At 39.4% G+C, this 17,497-nt stretch carries 16 protein-coding genes and 1 other annotated feature; of the genes, 3 read left to right on the top strand and 13 right to left on the bottom strand.

Annotated elements, in window-relative coordinates; all coding sequences use genetic code 11:
- The first annotated feature begins 34 nt into the window (after positions 1-34).
- The gene (locus J4G36_RS03560) at positions 35-301 is read left to right on the top strand and encodes a DUF2277 domain-containing protein (protein WP_210468706.1); all 267 of its coding nucleotides are present in this window, start codon (positions 35-37) and stop codon (positions 299-301) included.
- Positions 302-319: 18 nt separating this feature from the next.
- Here the strand turns inward: J4G36_RS03560 and J4G36_RS03555 are convergent, their stop codons facing one another.
- The 5 genes from J4G36_RS03555 to J4G36_RS03535 form a co-directional block, all read right to left on the bottom strand.
- The gene (locus J4G36_RS03555; protein WP_210468705.1) at positions 320-1,258 is read right to left on the bottom strand and encodes an MBL fold metallo-hydrolase; all 939 of its coding nucleotides are present in this window, start codon (positions 1,256-1,258) and stop codon (positions 320-322) included.
- Positions 1,259-1,424: 166 nt separating this feature from the next.
- Complete coding sequence (locus J4G36_RS03550) at positions 1,425-2,606, bottom strand: MFS transporter (RefSeq protein ID WP_210468704.1); 1,182 nt, start codon at positions 2,604-2,606, stop codon at positions 1,425-1,427.
- 36 nt (positions 2,607-2,642) lie between these two features.
- Positions 2,643-3,506, bottom strand: a complete 864-nt coding sequence (locus J4G36_RS03545) for a DMT family transporter (RefSeq protein WP_210470402.1) — start codon at positions 3,504-3,506, stop codon at positions 2,643-2,645.
- A 115-nt stretch (positions 3,507-3,621) separates the two neighbouring features.
- Entirely contained in the window at positions 3,622-4,530 is a 909-nt protein-coding gene (gene purU / locus J4G36_RS03540; RefSeq protein WP_210468703.1) for a formyltetrahydrofolate deformylase, read from the bottom strand.
- 90 nt (positions 4,531-4,620) lie between these two features.
- Positions 4,621-5,304, bottom strand: coding sequence for a YjjG family noncanonical pyrimidine nucleotidase (locus tag J4G36_RS03535; protein ID WP_210468702.1), 684 nt, complete (start codon positions 5,302-5,304; stop codon positions 4,621-4,623).
- A 92-nt stretch (positions 5,305-5,396) separates the two neighbouring features.
- Here J4G36_RS03535 and J4G36_RS03530 point away from each other — a divergent pair, with 92 nt between their 5' ends.
- Positions 5,397-5,876: a DUF3888 domain-containing protein gene (locus tag J4G36_RS03530; protein WP_210468701.1), complete on the top strand. Its 480-nt coding sequence runs from the start codon at positions 5,397-5,399 to the stop codon at positions 5,874-5,876.
- A gap of 62 nt (positions 5,877-5,938) precedes the next feature.
- On the opposite strand, the gene pheT is transcribed toward J4G36_RS03530, so the two are convergent.
- From pheT to J4G36_RS03515, 3 genes are all read right to left on the bottom strand, one after another.
- Positions 5,939-8,350: a phenylalanine--tRNA ligase subunit beta gene (pheT, locus tag J4G36_RS03525; RefSeq protein ID WP_210468700.1), complete on the bottom strand. Its 2,412-nt coding sequence runs from the start codon at positions 8,348-8,350 to the stop codon at positions 5,939-5,941.
- 12 nt (positions 8,351-8,362) lie between these two features.
- A complete protein-coding gene (gene pheS / locus J4G36_RS03520; protein WP_210468699.1) occupies positions 8,363-9,400 on the bottom strand; it encodes a phenylalanine--tRNA ligase subunit alpha in 1,038 nt (345 codons plus the stop codon).
- A 189-nt stretch (positions 9,401-9,589) separates the two neighbouring features.
- Positions 9,590-9,827 (bottom strand) — a binding site (T-box leader).
- 250 nt (positions 9,828-10,077) lie between these two features.
- Positions 10,078-10,842 carry a TrmH family RNA methyltransferase gene (locus tag J4G36_RS03515; protein ID WP_210468698.1) on the bottom strand — a complete coding sequence of 255 codons (765 nt, stop codon included), beginning with the start codon at positions 10,840-10,842 and terminating at the stop codon, positions 10,078-10,080.
- A gap of 91 nt (positions 10,843-10,933) precedes the next feature.
- On the opposite strand from J4G36_RS03515, the gene sspI reads away from it, so the two are divergent.
- Positions 10,934-11,146 (top strand): small acid-soluble spore protein SspI, encoded by a 213-nt coding sequence (sspI, locus tag J4G36_RS03510; protein WP_210468697.1) that lies wholly within the window; start codon positions 10,934-10,936, stop codon positions 11,144-11,146.
- Positions 11,147-11,200: 54 nt separating this feature from the next.
- Here the strand turns inward: sspI and treR are convergent, their stop codons facing one another.
- The 5 genes from treR to J4G36_RS03485 all read right to left on the bottom strand — a co-directional run bounded on the left by treR (position 11,201) and on the right by J4G36_RS03485 (position 17,495).
- Entirely contained in the window at positions 11,201-11,914 is a 714-nt protein-coding gene (treR, locus tag J4G36_RS03505) for a trehalose operon repressor (protein ID WP_210468696.1), read from the bottom strand.
- 12 nt (positions 11,915-11,926) lie between these two features.
- Positions 11,927-13,585 (bottom strand): alpha,alpha-phosphotrehalase, encoded by a 1,659-nt coding sequence (gene treC, locus J4G36_RS03500; protein WP_210468695.1) that lies wholly within the window; start codon positions 13,583-13,585, stop codon positions 11,927-11,929.
- Between the two features lie 32 nt (positions 13,586-13,617).
- Positions 13,618-15,024: a PTS system trehalose-specific EIIBC component gene (treP, locus tag J4G36_RS03495; protein ID WP_210468694.1), complete on the bottom strand. Its 1,407-nt coding sequence runs from the start codon at positions 15,022-15,024 to the stop codon at positions 13,618-13,620.
- Between the two features lie 18 nt (positions 15,025-15,042).
- Positions 15,043-15,540 carry a PTS sugar transporter subunit IIA gene (locus tag J4G36_RS03490; protein WP_210468693.1) on the bottom strand — a complete coding sequence of 166 codons (498 nt, stop codon included), beginning with the start codon at positions 15,538-15,540 and terminating at the stop codon, positions 15,043-15,045.
- Between the two features lie 215 nt (positions 15,541-15,755).
- The gene (locus J4G36_RS03485) at positions 15,756-17,495 is read right to left on the bottom strand and encodes a CocE/NonD family hydrolase (protein WP_210468692.1); all 1,740 of its coding nucleotides are present in this window, start codon (positions 17,493-17,495) and stop codon (positions 15,756-15,758) included.
- Positions 17,496-17,497 lie beyond the last annotated feature (2 nt).

Raw genomic sequence — 17,497 nt, 5'->3', positions numbered from 1 at the left:
TCAAAAAATAACGATGACGAAAGTGGTGTACACTATGTGCCGAAACATTAGAACATTGTATAACTTTGAACCCTCAGCTAGCGAAGATGAAATCTATGCGGCATCCCTCCAATATGTTAGAAAGGTTTCCGGATTTAATAAACCTTCGAAAGCAAACGAGGACGCTTATAATCGCGCAATTGAAGAAATCGCTTCTTCAACAAAACTATTACTCAACTCATTAATCACAAACGCTGCCCCACGTAATCGAGAAATTGAAGCCGAACGTGCTCGAGCTAGAAATGAAAAGAGATTTGGCTAAAGTAAATTCTGTTGTATTTTATTTCCCTAAATAATCTAGTATGCCCATCGCACTCACTTGCATATCCAGTTCAATTAAACCATACACGTCATGGTCATCAGGTACATTTTTTCCCCTAAGATGATTTCGTGCTCTGTCCAATAATCGTCCCGTAAGTATTTCGTGACAATTGCTCGCTTCACCAATCTTTTCGGCTTCTTCCATAAATACATCGAGCCACTCAGCTACTTGATGAAGAGCTATGTTCGGATTTCTTGTCATGCCAAAATGACCAAAGTAAATAAAATCAAGATCAAGCATAAGCATTCGATCAATCTGTTGTCGCATTGCATCTGGATTAAATTGATTTGGCGAAGTGGATGGTAAAAACAAATCGACACCATCGCGGATCAATTGTTCATAACGAATCCCCACAGTATCTCCAGTAAACATACCGTTGCTAACTGGATCATAAATACTAAAATGGTGCTTTGCATGACCTGGCGTATCCAAAAATCTTACTTTACAAGTTGGCCCAATTTCTAAATTCTGACCGTCTTCTTTAATAAGAAGACGCCCTTCTGGGATTGCCACAACTGGCTCGAATAGTTCAGAAAACTTTTCCCCGTACACCATCTTAGCACCTGCTACCAATCTAGTAGGATCGGTCAAGTGCCTAGCGCCCCTTGGGTGGACAACAACTTTAGCATTCGGGCATTCCTCAAGAAGTAAACCTGCCCCACCTGCGTGATCGAGATGGATATGCGTCACAATAATATATTTTACTTCTTCCAACGAATAGCCAAGTTTTTCCAACCCCTTTTTCACATGTTTCACTGACGGGCTCGGTCCAGTATCAACCAATGTCAATGCTTTCTCAGCGATAACATATGTCCCAGTTCGTTCCGGTACACCTAAATCAAAGCCATCAATCAAAAAGATTCTTTCATGTAATTGAATCGGATCTTTAATAATCACTCATTTCCCCCCTCGATTTATTGATTCAAAAGAATTTCTCTATATTGTATCAGACTTAATCAGAATCATCGCGGTAAATTTTAAACTTTCTGTAAATTGTTTGTTATAAACGCAAAAAAAAGAGGGACGACCGATTCGTTGGCGTCCCTCTTCTTAACATATCGATTTATTCCATAAACATAAGTTCCTTATCTTTCTTTCCGTGTAAAAGATAGTATATCGGAATCATTAGTACTATCAAGGCAACCATGGACAAATACAACCCACTATAACCAATTAAAGGAACTAAATATCCCAGTATGAAAGGACCTAATCCCAAACCAAGTTCTAAGAAAATGAAATAAGTCGAGTTTGCTAATCCCATTCTATGTGGTGGTGTCAGTTTGATCGCAATTGCTTGTGTACTTGATTGAAAATTACCATAACCTAATCCGATGATTGCAGCGGCAACTAAAAAGATGATGCTAGATTGAGCCTGGCTAAGTACGAACATTCCTATGGCGAATAATACCAAACCCGGGTAAATAACACTGTTTCCGCCTTTCAAATCCAGTAACTTACCCGTAAATGGACGAGAAACTAACATGATAATCGCGTAAACAAAGAAATAAAAGCCGCCAGCTTGAACTAAGTTTAATTCCTTCGCATACGCCGTAATAAACGAAAGAATTCCGGAATAAGCAAAAGCACCCACTAACATGACAATTGCGATTGGCATAGCCTTTGGTTCAAAGTAATTGGACAACTTAAATCCTTTGTTATCAGAACTTGTTTTATACTTAATTTGAGGCGCTTTAATCGGGAGCCCAATGACGAAACTAACAATTCCCATTGCCAAAGTAAAAACAAAAATACTTGAATATCCGATAGAGTTAATTAATGCAATCCCGATTAACGGTCCAATGGCTGTAGATAGAACTGCACTTAGACTAAAATAACCTATCCCTTCACCACTTCTGGTAGAAGGAATTACGTGTGCCGCGATTGTTCCGGTAGCTGTAGTCGCAAACCCAATCCCTATCCCATGGAAAAAACGAATCGCGATTAAACCGTAAACATTGGTTGGGAGGAAATAAAATAATGTCACAATGATAAAAAACAGGGTGCCACCCAATAATATTTTTCTGCTTCCCAGTTTCTCCATTTGTTTTCCAGCGAAAAATCTACCGGTTAACGCACCTAATATGAAAATACTTGCAACTAAGCCAGCAGTGCTTGAAGAAGCTTGATATTCTTCTGTCGCGTATGTTGCCATAGTCACTAATAATAAATACATCGATAACATCAGAAAAAAGTTCACAACTGATATTGATATAAATTCCTTTGTCCATAATTTTTCTTTATTCATAAAACCCATCCTCGTTAGTTGCTTGTGTAGCTGCATTTATCGCTCTTGAAAAACATCTTTCTCTTGCTGAACAATTGTATAAACAATCCCGCCGAAAATGAGCAGGATGCCAATCGCTTGTAAGTATGTAGGTTTAAAATCCAAGAGTATCGTGTCTAGAATAATTGCTACGACTGGATCTACAAACACCAATGCTGAAATGACGACAGTCGATAACTTGCGCAGGCTATTGAAAAATAAATAATATACAAATCCGGTATGTATCAAGCCCGTGCCAATTATGTAGAACCAATTCGAATCGCTTAACCCAATGAAAACACTGAAGTTCATAAACGGAAATAGCATAAGAATCCCGATAGATGTTTGTACAAATGTCATCGCGTACGCACTAAGGCTTGTAATCCCTTTGCCAATCAGCATCGTCATTGCAAAGCAAATCGCAGAGAGGATTGCCCAACCGAATCCAGAACTTACAAATTCAGTTAACGAATTGAAATTATGAATGCCAATTATAAATACACTGCCCACGAAACAAGTGACAATTGCCAATATTGACGTCACTGTCAACTTCTCTTTTAAAAACAAACCACCTATCATAATGACAAAAATTGGCGCTAAATTATACAGTGTAATCGTGATGGTAATCGACATAATTTCAAATGCTTTGAATAAAAATACCCAATTTAAAACTAAAAAGATGCCACATACAATCGTTTGCACGACCTCCCGCTTTTGCCAAACTTCGACCTTATGGAGACCGGAGATTAACCAGATTGCGCCTAAAAAAATTGTCGCAAAAATGCACCGCACAAAAACTAATTCCACTGCTGGTATTCCCGTCTGTATGGTGAAAAAACCGATTGAACCAAAAATCGCCATTGCCAACGCCATTTGCAACATGGGTATTCTATTCAAACAATTCACTTCCCCGCTATGCGTACTACTATATGATAATAAAACATCAACATCTTATACAATTATGAATTGTAATGATGTTGATGTTTTAAAGCTTTTATTAATGAAACACAATCGTTTTGTTATTCTCAACAATAATTCGATTTTCAAGATGCCATTTTACAGCTTTCACAAGAACGCGACGCTCGATTTGACGGCCAATCTTTTTCAAGTCAATGACATGATCACGATGATCCACCCGTTCTACATCCTGCTCAATAATTGGACCTTCATCAAGATCATTCGTCACATAGTGAGACGTCGCGCCAATCAGTTTTACACCACGGTCATATGCACGTTCATATGGCCCTGCACCGATAAATGCTGGAAGGAAAGAATGGTGAATATTAATAATTCTATTCTCAAAACGACTCACAAAATCTGGCGTCAATATCTGCATATAGCGCGCAAGAATAAGTAAGTCAACATTATATTCTTCCATTAAACGAATTTGTTCAGCCTCGACTTGTTTCCGTATATCTTTGTTTGCCGGAATATAATGAAATGGAATGCCCAACGCTTCCACCATATCTCGTGCTTCTTCATGGTTACTAATGACAACAACAATATCTGTATCTAAGTCGCCATTTTGCCATTCCCATAAAAGTTCTACTAAACAATGCGGTTCCTTTGAAACAAAAATAGCTGAACGTTGTCGTTCATTCGCATAGGTAAATTGGAAATCCATTGAATGTTGGTCCGCAATTCCCTCAAAATCCTTCTCAATCTGTGTGGCTTTCTCCAATAGATTTTCACAATGAAACTCAATTCGTATAAAAAAGGTTCCATTCTCTGGATCACTTGAATACTGGCTGGATTCAACAATATTTGCATGTTGATTATGTAAAAATGTCGACAATACCGATACAATTCCTGGTTTGTCTGGACATTTCACTAATAGTCGACCTAGATTCTCTAGTTTATTGCTTTGTTTCTCTGAATTTATATTCACTTCTGTACGAATTTTCATTTGCACGTGCCCTCTATTCTTAAAGATTTGAACATCCTATTATGCAGTAACTGGACTTGTTTCTCAACCAATACCCACTCACTTACGCTTTCAATTGATGATTTTTAATAGATCCGTCAACTTACGGATTTCATAAGTCGGCGCAATTTCCAGATTGTTTTCTTTCAGATGTGGATTAAACCAGCAAGTGTCAATTCCGTAGTTAATACCGCCTTGTATATCTGAAGTCAAAGAATCCCCCACTATCAACACTTTGGCGCTATTCGTAAGTTGTAGCTTAGAAAACGTGTGATCGAAAATTTCCTTTTCAGGCTTCTGATATCCAACCTCTTCAGAAACTATCATATGCTCAAACATATTGCATAAAGGAGAACCTTCAATTCTTGATTTCTGCACTTCTGTAAAACCATTTGTTATAATCGCCATCCGATAGGCTGAAAGATTGTCACATAATTCTACAGCTCCCTCTACGAGATGTGTTTTATTACCCAAATTTTCGAGATAAGCACGGCTAAATACTTCTGCATCAATATCTAGTTCATTTGAAAGAAACAATCTCTTAAATCTTTCTATTCCCAAATCAGTTATCGTGATAAGTCCTTGTTCCAAGTCTCTCCATAACACTTTGCTGATTTCTTGGTAATCAACTTCATAATCAACCAAGCCTGTTGGTAATCCAAACTCTGTAAAAGTTTTGTACAAGGCAAGCTTTTCCGACTTACCAAAATCGAATAACGTATCATCAACGTCAAATAATATCATTTCGTATTTCATAATTCCCTCCATCATTGCAAAACAACCATCTACTACTGATTAATAGATGAAAAATCCGAGTATAAATCATTCGTTTTTGAACAAAGTAAAAAATGAAAGTTGGTGTGTACTTGAGAAAACTAATTATTATTCCCGCCATTTTAATGTTAACATTCTTGACTGCGATACCCACTCATGCCAAACAAGATTATTATCAACCAGCTGAAAAGTCTACAGAAGAACTTGTAATGGACTTATTTTTCTCATTATTGTCTCCGACTATTGATCAGGTGGTTTGGGAATATTACACGGATTATCTTAATGAACGCCCTACAGTTTATCCTTATCAAATAAACATAATAAACATGAAAAGAATTGGCGAATATCGTTCTTTCGAATTTTTAATTACGATTGAAGTTACGCCAGTCGTTGGTCCACACATCGCAGTTGGTAAAGATCATTTAACTTTTTATATATCATCAGGTTCCGTAAAACTCGATAAATTTCAGCATATAGAAACCTATGAACTTCCTCCGAATTGGCAACATATCAAAAAGCCAACATTGGGAGGTTCTGGTTTGGAAACTTATTAATTCAAAAAACTAACCAATCCATTTCGCAATGAATGGGATCGGTTAGTTTTTATTTTAAAATATTATCCGCGAAGCTGTGCCCCGGCTTCACTCGTCAAAGCAGCCAATACTTTTTCATGCGCCTTGACAACTTCTTCGTCTGTTAATGTTCTTTCTGGGTCTTGATACTTCAAAGAGAATGCGACTGATTTCTTGCCGGCTTCGACATTTTCGCCTTCGTACAGGTCAAACAACTTAACGCCAGTTAACAATTTGCCTCCTGCGCGTCGAATGACGTCTTCAAGTACGCCAGCCGATGTATCACTCGAAACAACTAGTGCGATGTCTCGTGAGATGGACGGGTGGCGTGGAACAGGTACATAAAGTAATGCATCCGTCTCGATAGAAAGGATTTTATCAAGATTCATTTCTAAGACATAAGTCTCTTTCAAGTCACGCTTATTTTGTTCCGTCGGATGAACTTGACCGATGAAACCAATGCGTTTATTGTCGTGATAAATATTTGCTGTTCTTCCAGGGTGCATGCCTTCCAGAACTGCCTGTTCGAATGTTAATCCGTCAATAATTCCCAGACTATCCATCAGTCCTTCGACAATCCCTTTCAATACGAAGAAATCAACTTTTTTCGTATCTGCTTGCCAAGCATGGTCCACCCAGTTGCCAGTGATGACCGCGGCAACATGAGCCGTTTCCTTTGGAAGACCATCTTCCTCTTCATCAAGGAATACTGAACTGATCTCATAAAACCCTACAGATTCGTTACGACGGGCTACGTTATAGGTCGCTACTTCAAGTAAATGTGGAATGATACTTTGACGAAGCGTGCTTCGTTCTTCACTAATCGGCATCAGCAAGTTCGTAACCGGTGCTGTTTCAAGTGCATAGGTTTGTGCTTCTTTCGCTGAAGTTAATGAATAGGTTAATGTTTCATATAAACCCGCGCCTTCAAGAAATGCTTTTACAGTTCTGCGTTTTTGCTGATAAGGCGTTAGTCCGCCTGGGTTAGATTCAGTAATTGGAAGTGTCAATGGGATATTGTCATATCCGTACATTCTCGCAATTTCTTCAATGATATCTTCTTTAATACGGATATCTTGTCTTCGAGTAGGCGCATTAATTACTAGTTTTCCATTAATCGCTTCGGTTGGAAACTTCAATCTCCCCAATATTGAAAGCATTTCTTCCAATGAAATTTTCATGCCAAGTCGGCTGTTAATGTAATCTGGTGATATCGTTATTTGAACCGGTGTTTTGTCGAGTTCATCAATCATGACAGAACCTTCAAGCACTTCCCCATCCGCAATTTCAGCGATAAGTTGTGCTGCACGTTCTGCAGCGGCGACAACTCGCTCCGGGTCCACACCCTTTTCAAAACGTGTACTTGCATCACTATGGAGACCATGTTCCTTAGACGTTCTGCGTACAGTAGCCGGCGTAAAATATGCAGACTCGATAACAACCGTTGTCGTAGTATCGTGAACTTCAGAATTTGCTCCGCCCATCACACCTGCGATCGCAACCGGTTCTGAACCGTTCGTGATGACTAATTGATGCGATTTTAAAGTGCGCTCGGCTTCATCAAGCGTCGTAATTTTCTCGCCTTCTTCTGCAAGTCGAACGACTATTTCACCTGTCTCAAGTCGATCATAATCGAACGCGTGAAGTGGTTGACCGTATTCAAGTAGTATAAAGTTCGTAATGTCTACAACATTATTATGCGGACGAATGCCAGAAGCCATTAAACGATTTTGCAACCATAATGGAGACGCCGCAATTTTAACGTTTTTGACAACTTTCGCAACATACATCGGATTTTCTTCTTTCGCGTCGATGCTTAGTTTAAGCAAGTCTTCCGCTTTTTCAGTTGATTCTTCATAAGTAATTTCCGGTAGTTTCACTTCTTGTGATAATATCGCCCCTACTTCATAAGCGACACCTAACATGCTTAGCGCATCCGAACGATTCGGTGTTAAATCAAATTCGAGAACTGTATCGTCTAACTCGAGTATTTTAAGCGCGTTTGATCCAACAACCGCGTCTTCCGGAAGAACATAAATCCCTTCTGCATATTCTTTCGGGACAAGTCTTCCTTCTATACCAAGCTCTTGCAGCGAGCAAATCATTCCATTTGACTCTTCTCCGCGGAGTTTAGCTTGTTTAATCTCGAATCCGCCTGGTAACACTGCTCCTGGTCTTGCGACAATCACTTTTTGCCCTTCAGCAATGTTCGATGCGCCGCAGACGATTTGAGTCGTTTCCATACCGATATCAACTTGACAGACGTTCAGTTTATCAGCATCAGGGTGTTGAACACATTCCAGCACATGTCCTACCACAACATTCGTCATGCCCTTTGAACGTTCAATTATCGCATCTACTTCAATTCCTGATCGTGTAATACTTTCCGCCAATTCAGGAGCGGGAATTCCATCTATATTAATATAATCTTTTAGCCATTCTGTAGAAACTAACATGTATTTTCCTCCTTATGCTTCTGTCCGGTGAAATTGCGATACAAAACGAACGTCATTCGTATAGAAATGACGAATATCTTCCACACCGTATTTCAACATTGCAATTCGCTCAGGTCCCATTCCAAATGCAAAACCAGTAACAACAGACGGATCATAGCCTGCCATCTCCAACACATTCGGATGCACCATTCCAGCACCTAAAATTTCAATCCACCCTGTCTTTTTACAGACGTTACAGCCGTCGCCGCCGCATTTGAAACAAGAAATATCCATTTCAACAGACGGTTCCGTGAACGGGAAGAAACTTGGGCGTAAACGAATTTCACGATCATCTCCGAACATTTTCTTTGCGAATAAAGAAAGCGTACCTTTTAAATCACTCATTCGAATATCATCGCCGATGACAAGTCCTTCAATTTGCGTGAACTGGTGAGAGTGTGTCGCGTCATCGCTGTCACGACGGTATACTTTCCCCGGGCAAATAATTTTAATCGGCGCACCGCCTTTTGCTTCCATCGTGCGTGCTTGAACAGGTGATGTATGCGTGCGAAGGAGAATGTCCTCTGAAATATAAAACGAATCCTGCATATCACGCGCTGGATGGCCTTTCGGCAAATTAAGTGCTTCGAAGTTATAATAATCTTTCTCAACTTCAGGCCCTTCCGCAACTTCGTAACCCATGCTGATGAAGAAATCTTCTATTTCCTCGACCACGCGTGTCAACGGATGGTGATTTCCAGTACGTGCAGGTCTACCTGGTAATGTAACATCGATAGATTCCTTTGCAAGTTGTTCGTTAATCGCATCTTCTTCAAGTTTAGCCATGCGTTCTTCGAGAACTTCAGTCACAGAAGCGCGAATGACGTTCACGAGCGCACCCATTTTAGGACGTTCCTCGGCTGGTAATTTCCCCATACCTTTCAAAGCATCTGTAATCGGTCCTTTTCTTCCTAAATAAGCAACACGGACCTCATTTAATTCTTTCACATTCGTCGCTTCTTGAATTTTAGCTAGTGCTTGTTCTTTTAATTCATTCAACTGTTGTTCCATTTTTCATGCTCCTTTCAAATTCAGCAAAAGTGTTGGGCGTCCGCTTAGACGCGACAAGCACAAGTCGAGCCCGCAGTGCGGTGCGTTTTGCCCAAGAGGGATGAAGTTCAATCCCTCCCTAGCGGGATCGACTTGTGACCTCGAGCGTCTGGCGCCCATAAACTAGATGCAAAAAATCCCCGCCCCTATAAAAGGGACGAGGACGTAATTTCGCGGTACCACCCTGATTACCATACGATACATAAATCCGTATGATCTCTCAAATCGGTTAACGGTCCGGTGCCGGCACGCCTTTATAGATTTCTCTAGTCCCGGCGGCAGCTCATGGGGTGAACATAAACAAACAAAACCTATCTGCGCTTTCAATCAAGGCGCAAACTCCCTTTTGGTTCATCAATCATTTACTTTTCCCAATCAAAGCTTTTTTTATTTCAATTATCTTTAAGTATACCCGAATGGCTGAGGTTATTCAACAACATATCCTTCATAAAACACGTTTGGATGGTTTTGCTTGCAGTTGTGGATGTTTTGCTTGCACTAAAATGAATTTGCTTGCAAGTCAGGACCATCTGCTCACATAAAACTGATATCCAATCGATAAAACGGTAATCAACAGTTCAACAAGATAATAATCACTTGCATAATGAACTTTTCAACTATTCCCTATTAGCTATTACTTACTTCATACTATAAGCATACAAAAGTATCCCCGTCGCAACAGCAACATTCAACGATTCAGCTTTCCCGTACAAAGGTATTTTCACAACTTTATCAGTCAATGCTAATAAATCAGGACTGACTCCACTTCCTTCATTTCCCATAATAAGTGCAAACTTAGAATCCATCTCAACATCCGAATAATTCGATGCATTCGTCAGCCCAGTTCCCAAGACTCGAATTCCTTCATCTTTCAAGTTTTGAATCCACTGCACAAGATCCCCTCTTACAACTGGAATGTTGAAGTTAGATCCTTGCGCAGCACGCACAGTTTTGGGATTATATGGATCTGCGGTTCCTGAACCAAGAATAACTGCATCCATTCCTGCCGCATCTGCTGTCCGAATCATCGTTCCGACATTCCCCGGATCCTGCACAGAATCGATTAACAGTAACTTTGTCCAAGAAGAATACATTTCTTCATCATATTCCGGTTGACGGCAATATGCGAAAATACCTTGCGATTGTTCGGTTTCCGCAATCTCTTTTGCTACTGCTTGATTGACTTCCACTATCTCTACTTTATCAGTATTCCAATTATCCGGAATTACTACGCCTTCACGAACAATCAATGAAAGAACCGTATTTTCCACTTTTAATGCTTCTTCAACAAGATGAAACCCTTCAACTAGAAATTCTTTCGATTTATCTCGTTCTTTCCTTGTTAAAACAAGTTTTTTCCAATGTTTCACAAGTGAGTTTTGGATTGATTCAATGCGCTTCATAAATATATATCCACCTTTTTCTTTTCAGTGTATCAAATGACCGTATAATTGGCGATAAATGTGTACAAAATGATATCGGGAGGCTGATGCTATGGATTTTCAAATTAGAGATGCAATCACAGCAAACATGACAAACAACTCAGCTGAAGATATTCGCGGAGTTGTCGAAGATGCCATCAAGCGAGGCGAAGAACACTTGTTACCTGGACTTGGAGTCTTTTTTGAAAAACTCTGGAATAGTTCAGGTGAACAAGAAAAATCACAAATGACCAACGAACTCGCGAAAGTATTTCAAGCCGGTTAAGAACATAAAAGTCCATTCCATCAATTGAAAGTAAATTGACGAAATGGACTTTTTCTAATTCCGCGTTCTACGTGCAAAATCTACAAATTGAAATTTATCAGGACGGTGGCGAGATTCGGTATATTGAAATAAAGTCGTATCATCCAAAAATACCATGCTTTTAATAATGACGATATTTGAATGACCGTCTAAATCCAGTAGGTCCCGATCCTCTTTTGTCGGTTCTTCAACTGTAATTTCTTTTTGTGCATAACTGATTGTTAAGTTCAACTTATTTTCCAAGTATTCATAAATAGAATCTTCACAAACTCCCTTTGTTAATACAGGAACGATGCTTTTATTAAAATAATCTTTATCCAAGATTACTTTTTCACCTGCTATTTCACGGATGCGGGCTACTTTCCATACTAATTCTTTTGGAACTAGATCTAATTTCACTTGTAGTTTTTCATCCGCCTCCACCAGAGACAACTCATTTACGATCGTATTTGTCTCAATTTGCAAGTTTGTTGCAAGCTCTTTAAAACTTACGATTCCAGAAACGGGAAAGTCGAATTTATTTACATTGAGAATAACTGAACCTTTACCGCGAACTTTTTGAATATAGCCGTTTTGCGCAAGCAAATCCAACGCTTTTCGAATGGTTTCGCGAGATACATCATATTTCTCTGTTAAACTATTTTCGGAAGGAAGCATTTCTGCATCCCCCCAATAGTTACTTTTCGTTTTATCGACCAAGTCGTGATAAATAGCTAAATATTTTTTCATTTTACAACCTCATTATCTAACGTAATACACAACTGATTCATAAGGTCTCAATGTCAATTCATCCAGATTACGCTCGGAATCCTTGTAATTTGAATTCAGTATTTCAACTTCTTCGGAGACGTTTAAATCAAAGCCGACTGTTACTTCTTCACCGTAAAAGTTATTTACGACAAGAACGGTTTCATTTCCCCAATTTCTTGTATAGGCAAACACGCTTTGATGATCTTCCAAAAGCATTTTAAAGTCGCCGTGGACAATTATCGGATACTGCTTTCTCAGCGCTATCAATTCTTTATAGTGGTTAAAGATTGAGTCTGGTTCTGATAATGCTTTTTCAGCATTTATTTCTGGATAGTTGTTCGCAACTTCTATCCACGGTGTTTCTGTAGTAAATCCAGCGTTTTTCTCCGTTGACCACTGCATTGGTGTTCTTGCATTATCACGAGATTTTTGCTGCAAGATTCCGATGATTTCTTGTTCTGATTTACCATCGTTTTTCATTATCTCATAGGCATTTAATGATTCAACATCACGATAATCACTAATGTCGTTGAAATTAGGGTTCGTCATGCCGATTTCTTCACCTTGATAAATATAAGGCGTTCCATTCATCATATGGATGGTTGTTGCAAGCATTTTTGCTGATTCAGCGTGATATTTCTGATCATCGCCTAGTCTTGACACAATACGTGGTTGGTCATGGTTGCACCAAAACAGCGCATTCCAACCATTTCCTTCATGCATCCCGACTTGCCAATGCGCAAGAATTTCCTTAAGTTGAATAAAATCAAATGGCGCTTTTGTCCATTTCTCTCCTTCAGGATAGTCCACTTTCAAATGGTGGAATTGGAATGTCATGTCTAATTCTTTTCGTTCTTCTTGCGTATACAGGATACAACTCTCGAGCGTTGTCGAAGACATCTCGCCTACAGTCATGAGCTGATTAGGTGAAAGAACTGCCTCATTCATTTCATGTAAATACTGATGAATTTTAGGTCCATCCGTATAGAACCTGCGTCCATCACCAATATCATCATTCGGGAATTCTTGATTTTTGGAAACCAAATTGATAACGTCCAGACGGAAACCGTCGATACCTTTATCTGCCCAGAATTGAATCATTTCATAAAGCTTTTTACGGACTGTTTCATTTTCCCAATTCAAATCGGCTTGCGTTTTGTCAAATAGGTGTAAATAATATTGTTCTGTGTTTTCATCATACCCCCAGGCAGATCCACCAAATTTGGACTGCCAGTTATTCGGTTCTTTTCCGTCAACAGGGTCTTTCCAAATATAGAAGTCTCGGTATTCACTGTCCTTGGAGCTAGCGGATTTTTTAAACCATTCATGTTCTGTTGATGTGTGATTAATCACAAGATCCATAATTAGTTTCATGCCGCGATTATGGGTCTCTTCGAGCAACTCTTCAAAGTCTTCCATGGTACCGAATGACTCATCTATGGAATAATAATCGCTGATATCATAGCCATTGTCATTTTGTGGAGATTGGTAAACCGGTGTTAACCAAATAACATCCACGCCTAATTCTTTCAGATAATCTAATTTTGTTGTGATTCCTTTAATATCACCTGTTCCGCTTCCCGTTGTATCCATAAAACTTTTAGGATAAATTTGATAAACTACCGTCTCTTTCCACCATGTGTTATTCATTTAACAAGCACCTCAGTAATCTAGTTGTATAATTAGTCTTTCTTCCGTTTTGCAATCACAAATGTTATGACAAATGGAACGATGATAACAATGACCATTCCGATGATGAATGAAACCCAACCGCTCGGAATTATCGAGAATATTCCAGGGACCCCGCCAACGCCAATGGAAGTGGCAAGGACTTTCTGGAATGTTATAAATGCCGCAGCAATTGATGAACCGATGATAGCCGCAATAAATGGATATCTATATCGCAAGTTGACGCCGAACATCGCTGGTTCTGTAATACCGAGCCATGCGGAAATTCCAGATGTTCCAGATAATCCGCGTAATCTTTCATCTCTTGTTGCGAGCATCATCGCAAACGCCGCAGATCCTTGCGCGATATTTGATAAAGCTAGAATCGGCCATAAGAACGTCGCCCCTGTGCTACCGATTAACTGTAAATCTACTGCTAGGAATGTATGATGCATGCCCGTAATAACTAAAGGTGCATAAATTGCTCCGTATACTAATCCACCAATTAACGCATATGAATCAAAGATTGCTACTAAGCCATCTGTAATAAAATTACCAATAACGAATGTGATCGGACCAATAATAATAAATGTTAAAACACCTGTTACAAGTAACGCGATTGGTGCAACAACCAATAATTGCAATGAATCAATAACTCGTTTTCTAAGCCCGATTTCCAACTTAGCGAGTATCCAAGATGCAAATAATACAGGTAATACCTGACCTTGATAACCGATTTTATTAATTTCTAAACCGAATAAATTCCATGTCGGAATGCCTTCTCCAGCTAGCGCTTCACCGTAAGCCCACGCATTCAGTAAGTCAGGATGGACTAAAATCAGCCCTAACACAACGCCTAATATTTCACTTCCGCCAAACCGTTTAACCGCCGACCAACCGATTAAGGCAGGTAAAAAGACGAAGGCCGTATTCGCGATAATATTAATCATATCCGCTACGCCGACCCATTGCTCATGGACATCAATAATAGATTGTGTTTTATAGAATATCCCTGGATTCGTGAGAATGTTGTTGATTCCCATTAATAAACCAGCTGTAACAATGGCCGGTAAAATCGGGATGAATATATCCGCTAACGTTTTGATAGCCCGTTGCAATGGATTTTGTTTTTTAGAAGCAGCCTCTTTCACTTCTTCTTTTGATGATTCGCCTATCCCGCTTTCTTTATTCATTGCCGCAAATACTTTATCGACTGTTCCTTGACCGATAACCACTTGATATTGTCCGTTCGCCGAGAAGGTCCCCTTGACAATTTTCAAGTCGCTCAATGCTCCTGCGTCTACTTTTGACTCATCATTTAATGCAAATCGCAGTCTTGTTACACAATGTGTAACGGCTGCAATATTATCTTTACCACCAACAGCTTCGATTATCTGTTTGGCTTCTTTCGAGTACTCCATTCTAATTCCCCCAACCGTTTATTTTATTTTTACGCGTATTAATGTTGTTTCACCGGCAACAACGGATGATTCCTCGGTGACTGTAAAGTTTTCTACGACTTCACCATTAGTTAATGTAATTGGCGTAACAAGACTGTTTGCATTTTCATTAACATAGTCCATGTCGAACTTGACGAGTTTATCCCCTGCCGAAACTTTATCTCCTTGTTGTACAAATGTTTCAAATCCTTCTCCATTTAAGGCAACCGTTTCCAATCCAATATGAATCAAAACCTCAAGACCAGACTTCCCACGTAGACCAATTGCGTGTTTTGTAGGGAATACTTGAACAATTTCCGCTTCAAACGGGGCTACTACAGTGCCATCTGTAGGCATAATCGCAATCCCATCCCCTAGCATTCTTTGAGAGAATACAGGGTCCGGTACCTCCTCGATCTGAACGACCGAGCCAGTAAGTGGAGCTAAGATTGTTTCTTCTTTAATAACTTCTTTTTTTCCAAATAGTTTTTTCAACATTAATATCTCTCCTCTACTTGTCTATACATGCATTGATTTTATTATAACTTGTATATACATGTTTTGCAACCGCTTCCAACGAGATTGCAAGATATACATACATTTTACTATTTCCTTATTTAAGTTTTCATAAACAAATCAGACTACCAACGAGCCATATGCAAAAAAGCAAACCATTAAACACGGTTTGCTTTTTGCATCGTTCTTCTATTCAACTATTCAGGTATAACTGGAAGTACCATATGAGAAGGATACATGGCACCATGATAGATCGTTTGTTTCGCAGGGATCATTTCAACTGTATCCAGCGTCGTATCCCCAGTATTTGGATTCACATCAAATCTTGGAAAGTTACTTGATGCGATTTCGATACGGATGCAATGGCCTGGTAAAAACACATTGCTTGTTGCCCACAAATCGATTTCATATTGAACAACTTCCCCATTCAAACTCTTTTCTTCTGAATCTTCATTGCGATACTTCGCACGAACAATTCCGTCTGTTAGGTTATAAGCAGTACCATCGGGTAAAACATCTACAAGTTTTGCCGTAAAATCAGTATCCGTAGCATCAGATGACGCCCACAGATTAACTTTCACCCAGCCCGTCACTTCTAAAGGTTCGGTTAAAGGTTCGGATGTATAAACAACGACGTCTTCTCTTTTTTCAATCTGCCGTTGATCACGCGGGCCATTATTTCTCCCTTTGAAAAATAAAGTTCCCCCTCCAAGACTAGGAACGGGATTATTCGGATTATGAATGTAGTAATCTTTTTGTGTTGCTTCAGCAGGTTTCGTTAGTAATCGACCAGAATTCATATCCGTATTTGCCCGACCATCACTTTGAAAGTAAAAAGGCGTATAAACGGTTCGTTTCAGCGGCCATTCTTTTTCAGAACGCCATTCGTTAATACCCATTACAAATAATTTCACCGGATCCTCGTCGACATCGATGCTCGTATTGTTACCTTTGAGCCAATGGTTAAACCATTCGATATGAAGAGTCGTAATATCAACTTCCCCTTCAATTGAATTTCCAGAGCTATTGACACCGAAGGAACGTTCTCCAATATCCGAGTCAAATTGGCCATGCGCCCATGGTCCAATAATCAGTTTTTGATTATTTTTTGCACTTTGCATTTCCTCGTAATTCATCAAAGTTGGCGCCAAGTGACTGTCATACCACCCTGCTAAATGATAAGCAGGAATTTCGATATTCCTGCGTTTTTCATTTTCCGCAACTTTTTCCGCAAGTAGTTCATTACCTAATTCTTGATTTAAATACTTATTAATGAGTGTCTCTAATTCTGGGTGTTTACTAATTGGTGGCCACTTTTTAAATGGTTTATGTTTATACCACTCATCAATATTATTTAAATCATGGCTAATTTCGTCCATTGTTTCTTTGAAATCGCCGCTTCCCACTCTTTTCAAATAATCAGGTGCAATCGAGTCAAGCATCCAAGTTTCAATAAACGCCAATTCATAAACACCGTCTCTATAAAACAGATCATTCCGTGACAAGCTTCTAGTCTGTGCAGGAAATATTGCCTTCAAAGAAGGCGGACGTTCAAGTGCTGCATATAGTTGCGTAAATCCGTAATAAGATAAGCCGAACATCCCCACCTCACCAGTGGAATAAGGCAGTTTGGCTGCCCATTCTACTGTATCGTAGCCATCTTCGAGTTCTTGTATATAGGGTTCAAACACACCTTCTGAAGCAAAACGTCCACGTACGTCTTGAATAATGACAATATACCCATTCATCGCGATTCTAATCGGATCGATATATCGATGGGAAAACTCTGGAAGGTTTTTATTATAAGGTAGTCTAGATAATAAAACAGGAAATTTTCCTTCACCTTGGGGTCGATAAATATTAGCATATAATGTAACCCCATCTCTTACTGTGCAAGGTACTTCCCTCTCAACGATTATTTCTCTGTACTCACTCATGA

The sequence above is a fragment of the Sporosarcina sp. 6E9 genome, assembly GCF_017921835.1.
In the GTDB taxonomy this organism is placed as follows: Bacteria; Bacillota; Bacilli; order Bacillales_A; family Planococcaceae; genus Sporosarcina.
Note: the sequence above shows the minus strand (reverse complement) of the source record. Positions and strands in the feature narration are given on the sequence as shown.

Bases quoted from the DNA above. Each gene is read 5' to 3' on its own strand.
- J4G36_RS03560 (WP_210468706.1), top strand. From the start codon at position 35: ATGTGCCGAAACATTAGAACATTGTATAACTTTGAACCCTCAGCTAGC.
- J4G36_RS03550 (WP_210468704.1), bottom strand. From the start codon at position 2,606: ATGAATAAAGAAAAATTATGGACAAAGGAATTTATATCAATATCAGTT.
- J4G36_RS03545 (WP_210470402.1), bottom strand. From the start codon at position 3,506: ATGTTGCAAATGGCGTTGGCAATGGCGATTTTTGGTTCAATCGGTTTT.
- purU (WP_210468703.1), bottom strand. From the start codon at position 4,530: ATGAAAATTCGTACAGAAGTGAATATAAATTCAGAGAAACAAAGCAAT.
- J4G36_RS03535 (WP_210468702.1), bottom strand. From the start codon at position 5,304: ATGAAATACGAAATGATATTATTTGACGTTGATGATACGTTATTCGAT.
- J4G36_RS03530 (WP_210468701.1), top strand. From the start codon at position 5,397: ATGAAAGTTGGTGTGTACTTGAGAAAACTAATTATTATTCCCGCCATT.
- pheT (WP_210468700.1), bottom strand. From the start codon at position 8,350: ATGTTAGTTTCTACAGAATGGCTAAAAGATTATATTAATATAGATGGA.
- pheS (WP_210468699.1), bottom strand. From the start codon at position 9,400: ATGGAACAACAGTTGAATGAATTAAAAGAACAAGCACTAGCTAAAATT.
- J4G36_RS03515 (WP_210468698.1), bottom strand. From the start codon at position 10,842: ATGAAGCGCATTGAATCAATCCAAAACTCACTTGTGAAACATTGGAAA.
- sspI (WP_210468697.1), top strand. From the start codon at position 10,934: ATGGATTTTCAAATTAGAGATGCAATCACAGCAAACATGACAAACAAC.
- treR (WP_210468696.1), bottom strand. From the start codon at position 11,914: ATGAAAAAATATTTAGCTATTTATCACGACTTGGTCGATAAAACGAAA.
- treC (WP_210468695.1), bottom strand. From the start codon at position 13,585: ATGAATAACACATGGTGGAAAGAGACGGTAGTTTATCAAATTTATCCT.
- treP (WP_210468694.1), bottom strand. From the start codon at position 15,024: ATGGAGTACTCGAAAGAAGCCAAACAGATAATCGAAGCTGTTGGTGGT.
- J4G36_RS03490 (WP_210468693.1), bottom strand. From the start codon at position 15,540: ATGTTGAAAAAACTATTTGGAAAAAAAGAAGTTATTAAAGAAGAAACA.
- J4G36_RS03485 (WP_210468692.1), bottom strand. From the start codon at position 17,495: ATGAGTGAGTACAGAGAAATAATCGTTGAGAGGGAAGTACCTTGCACA.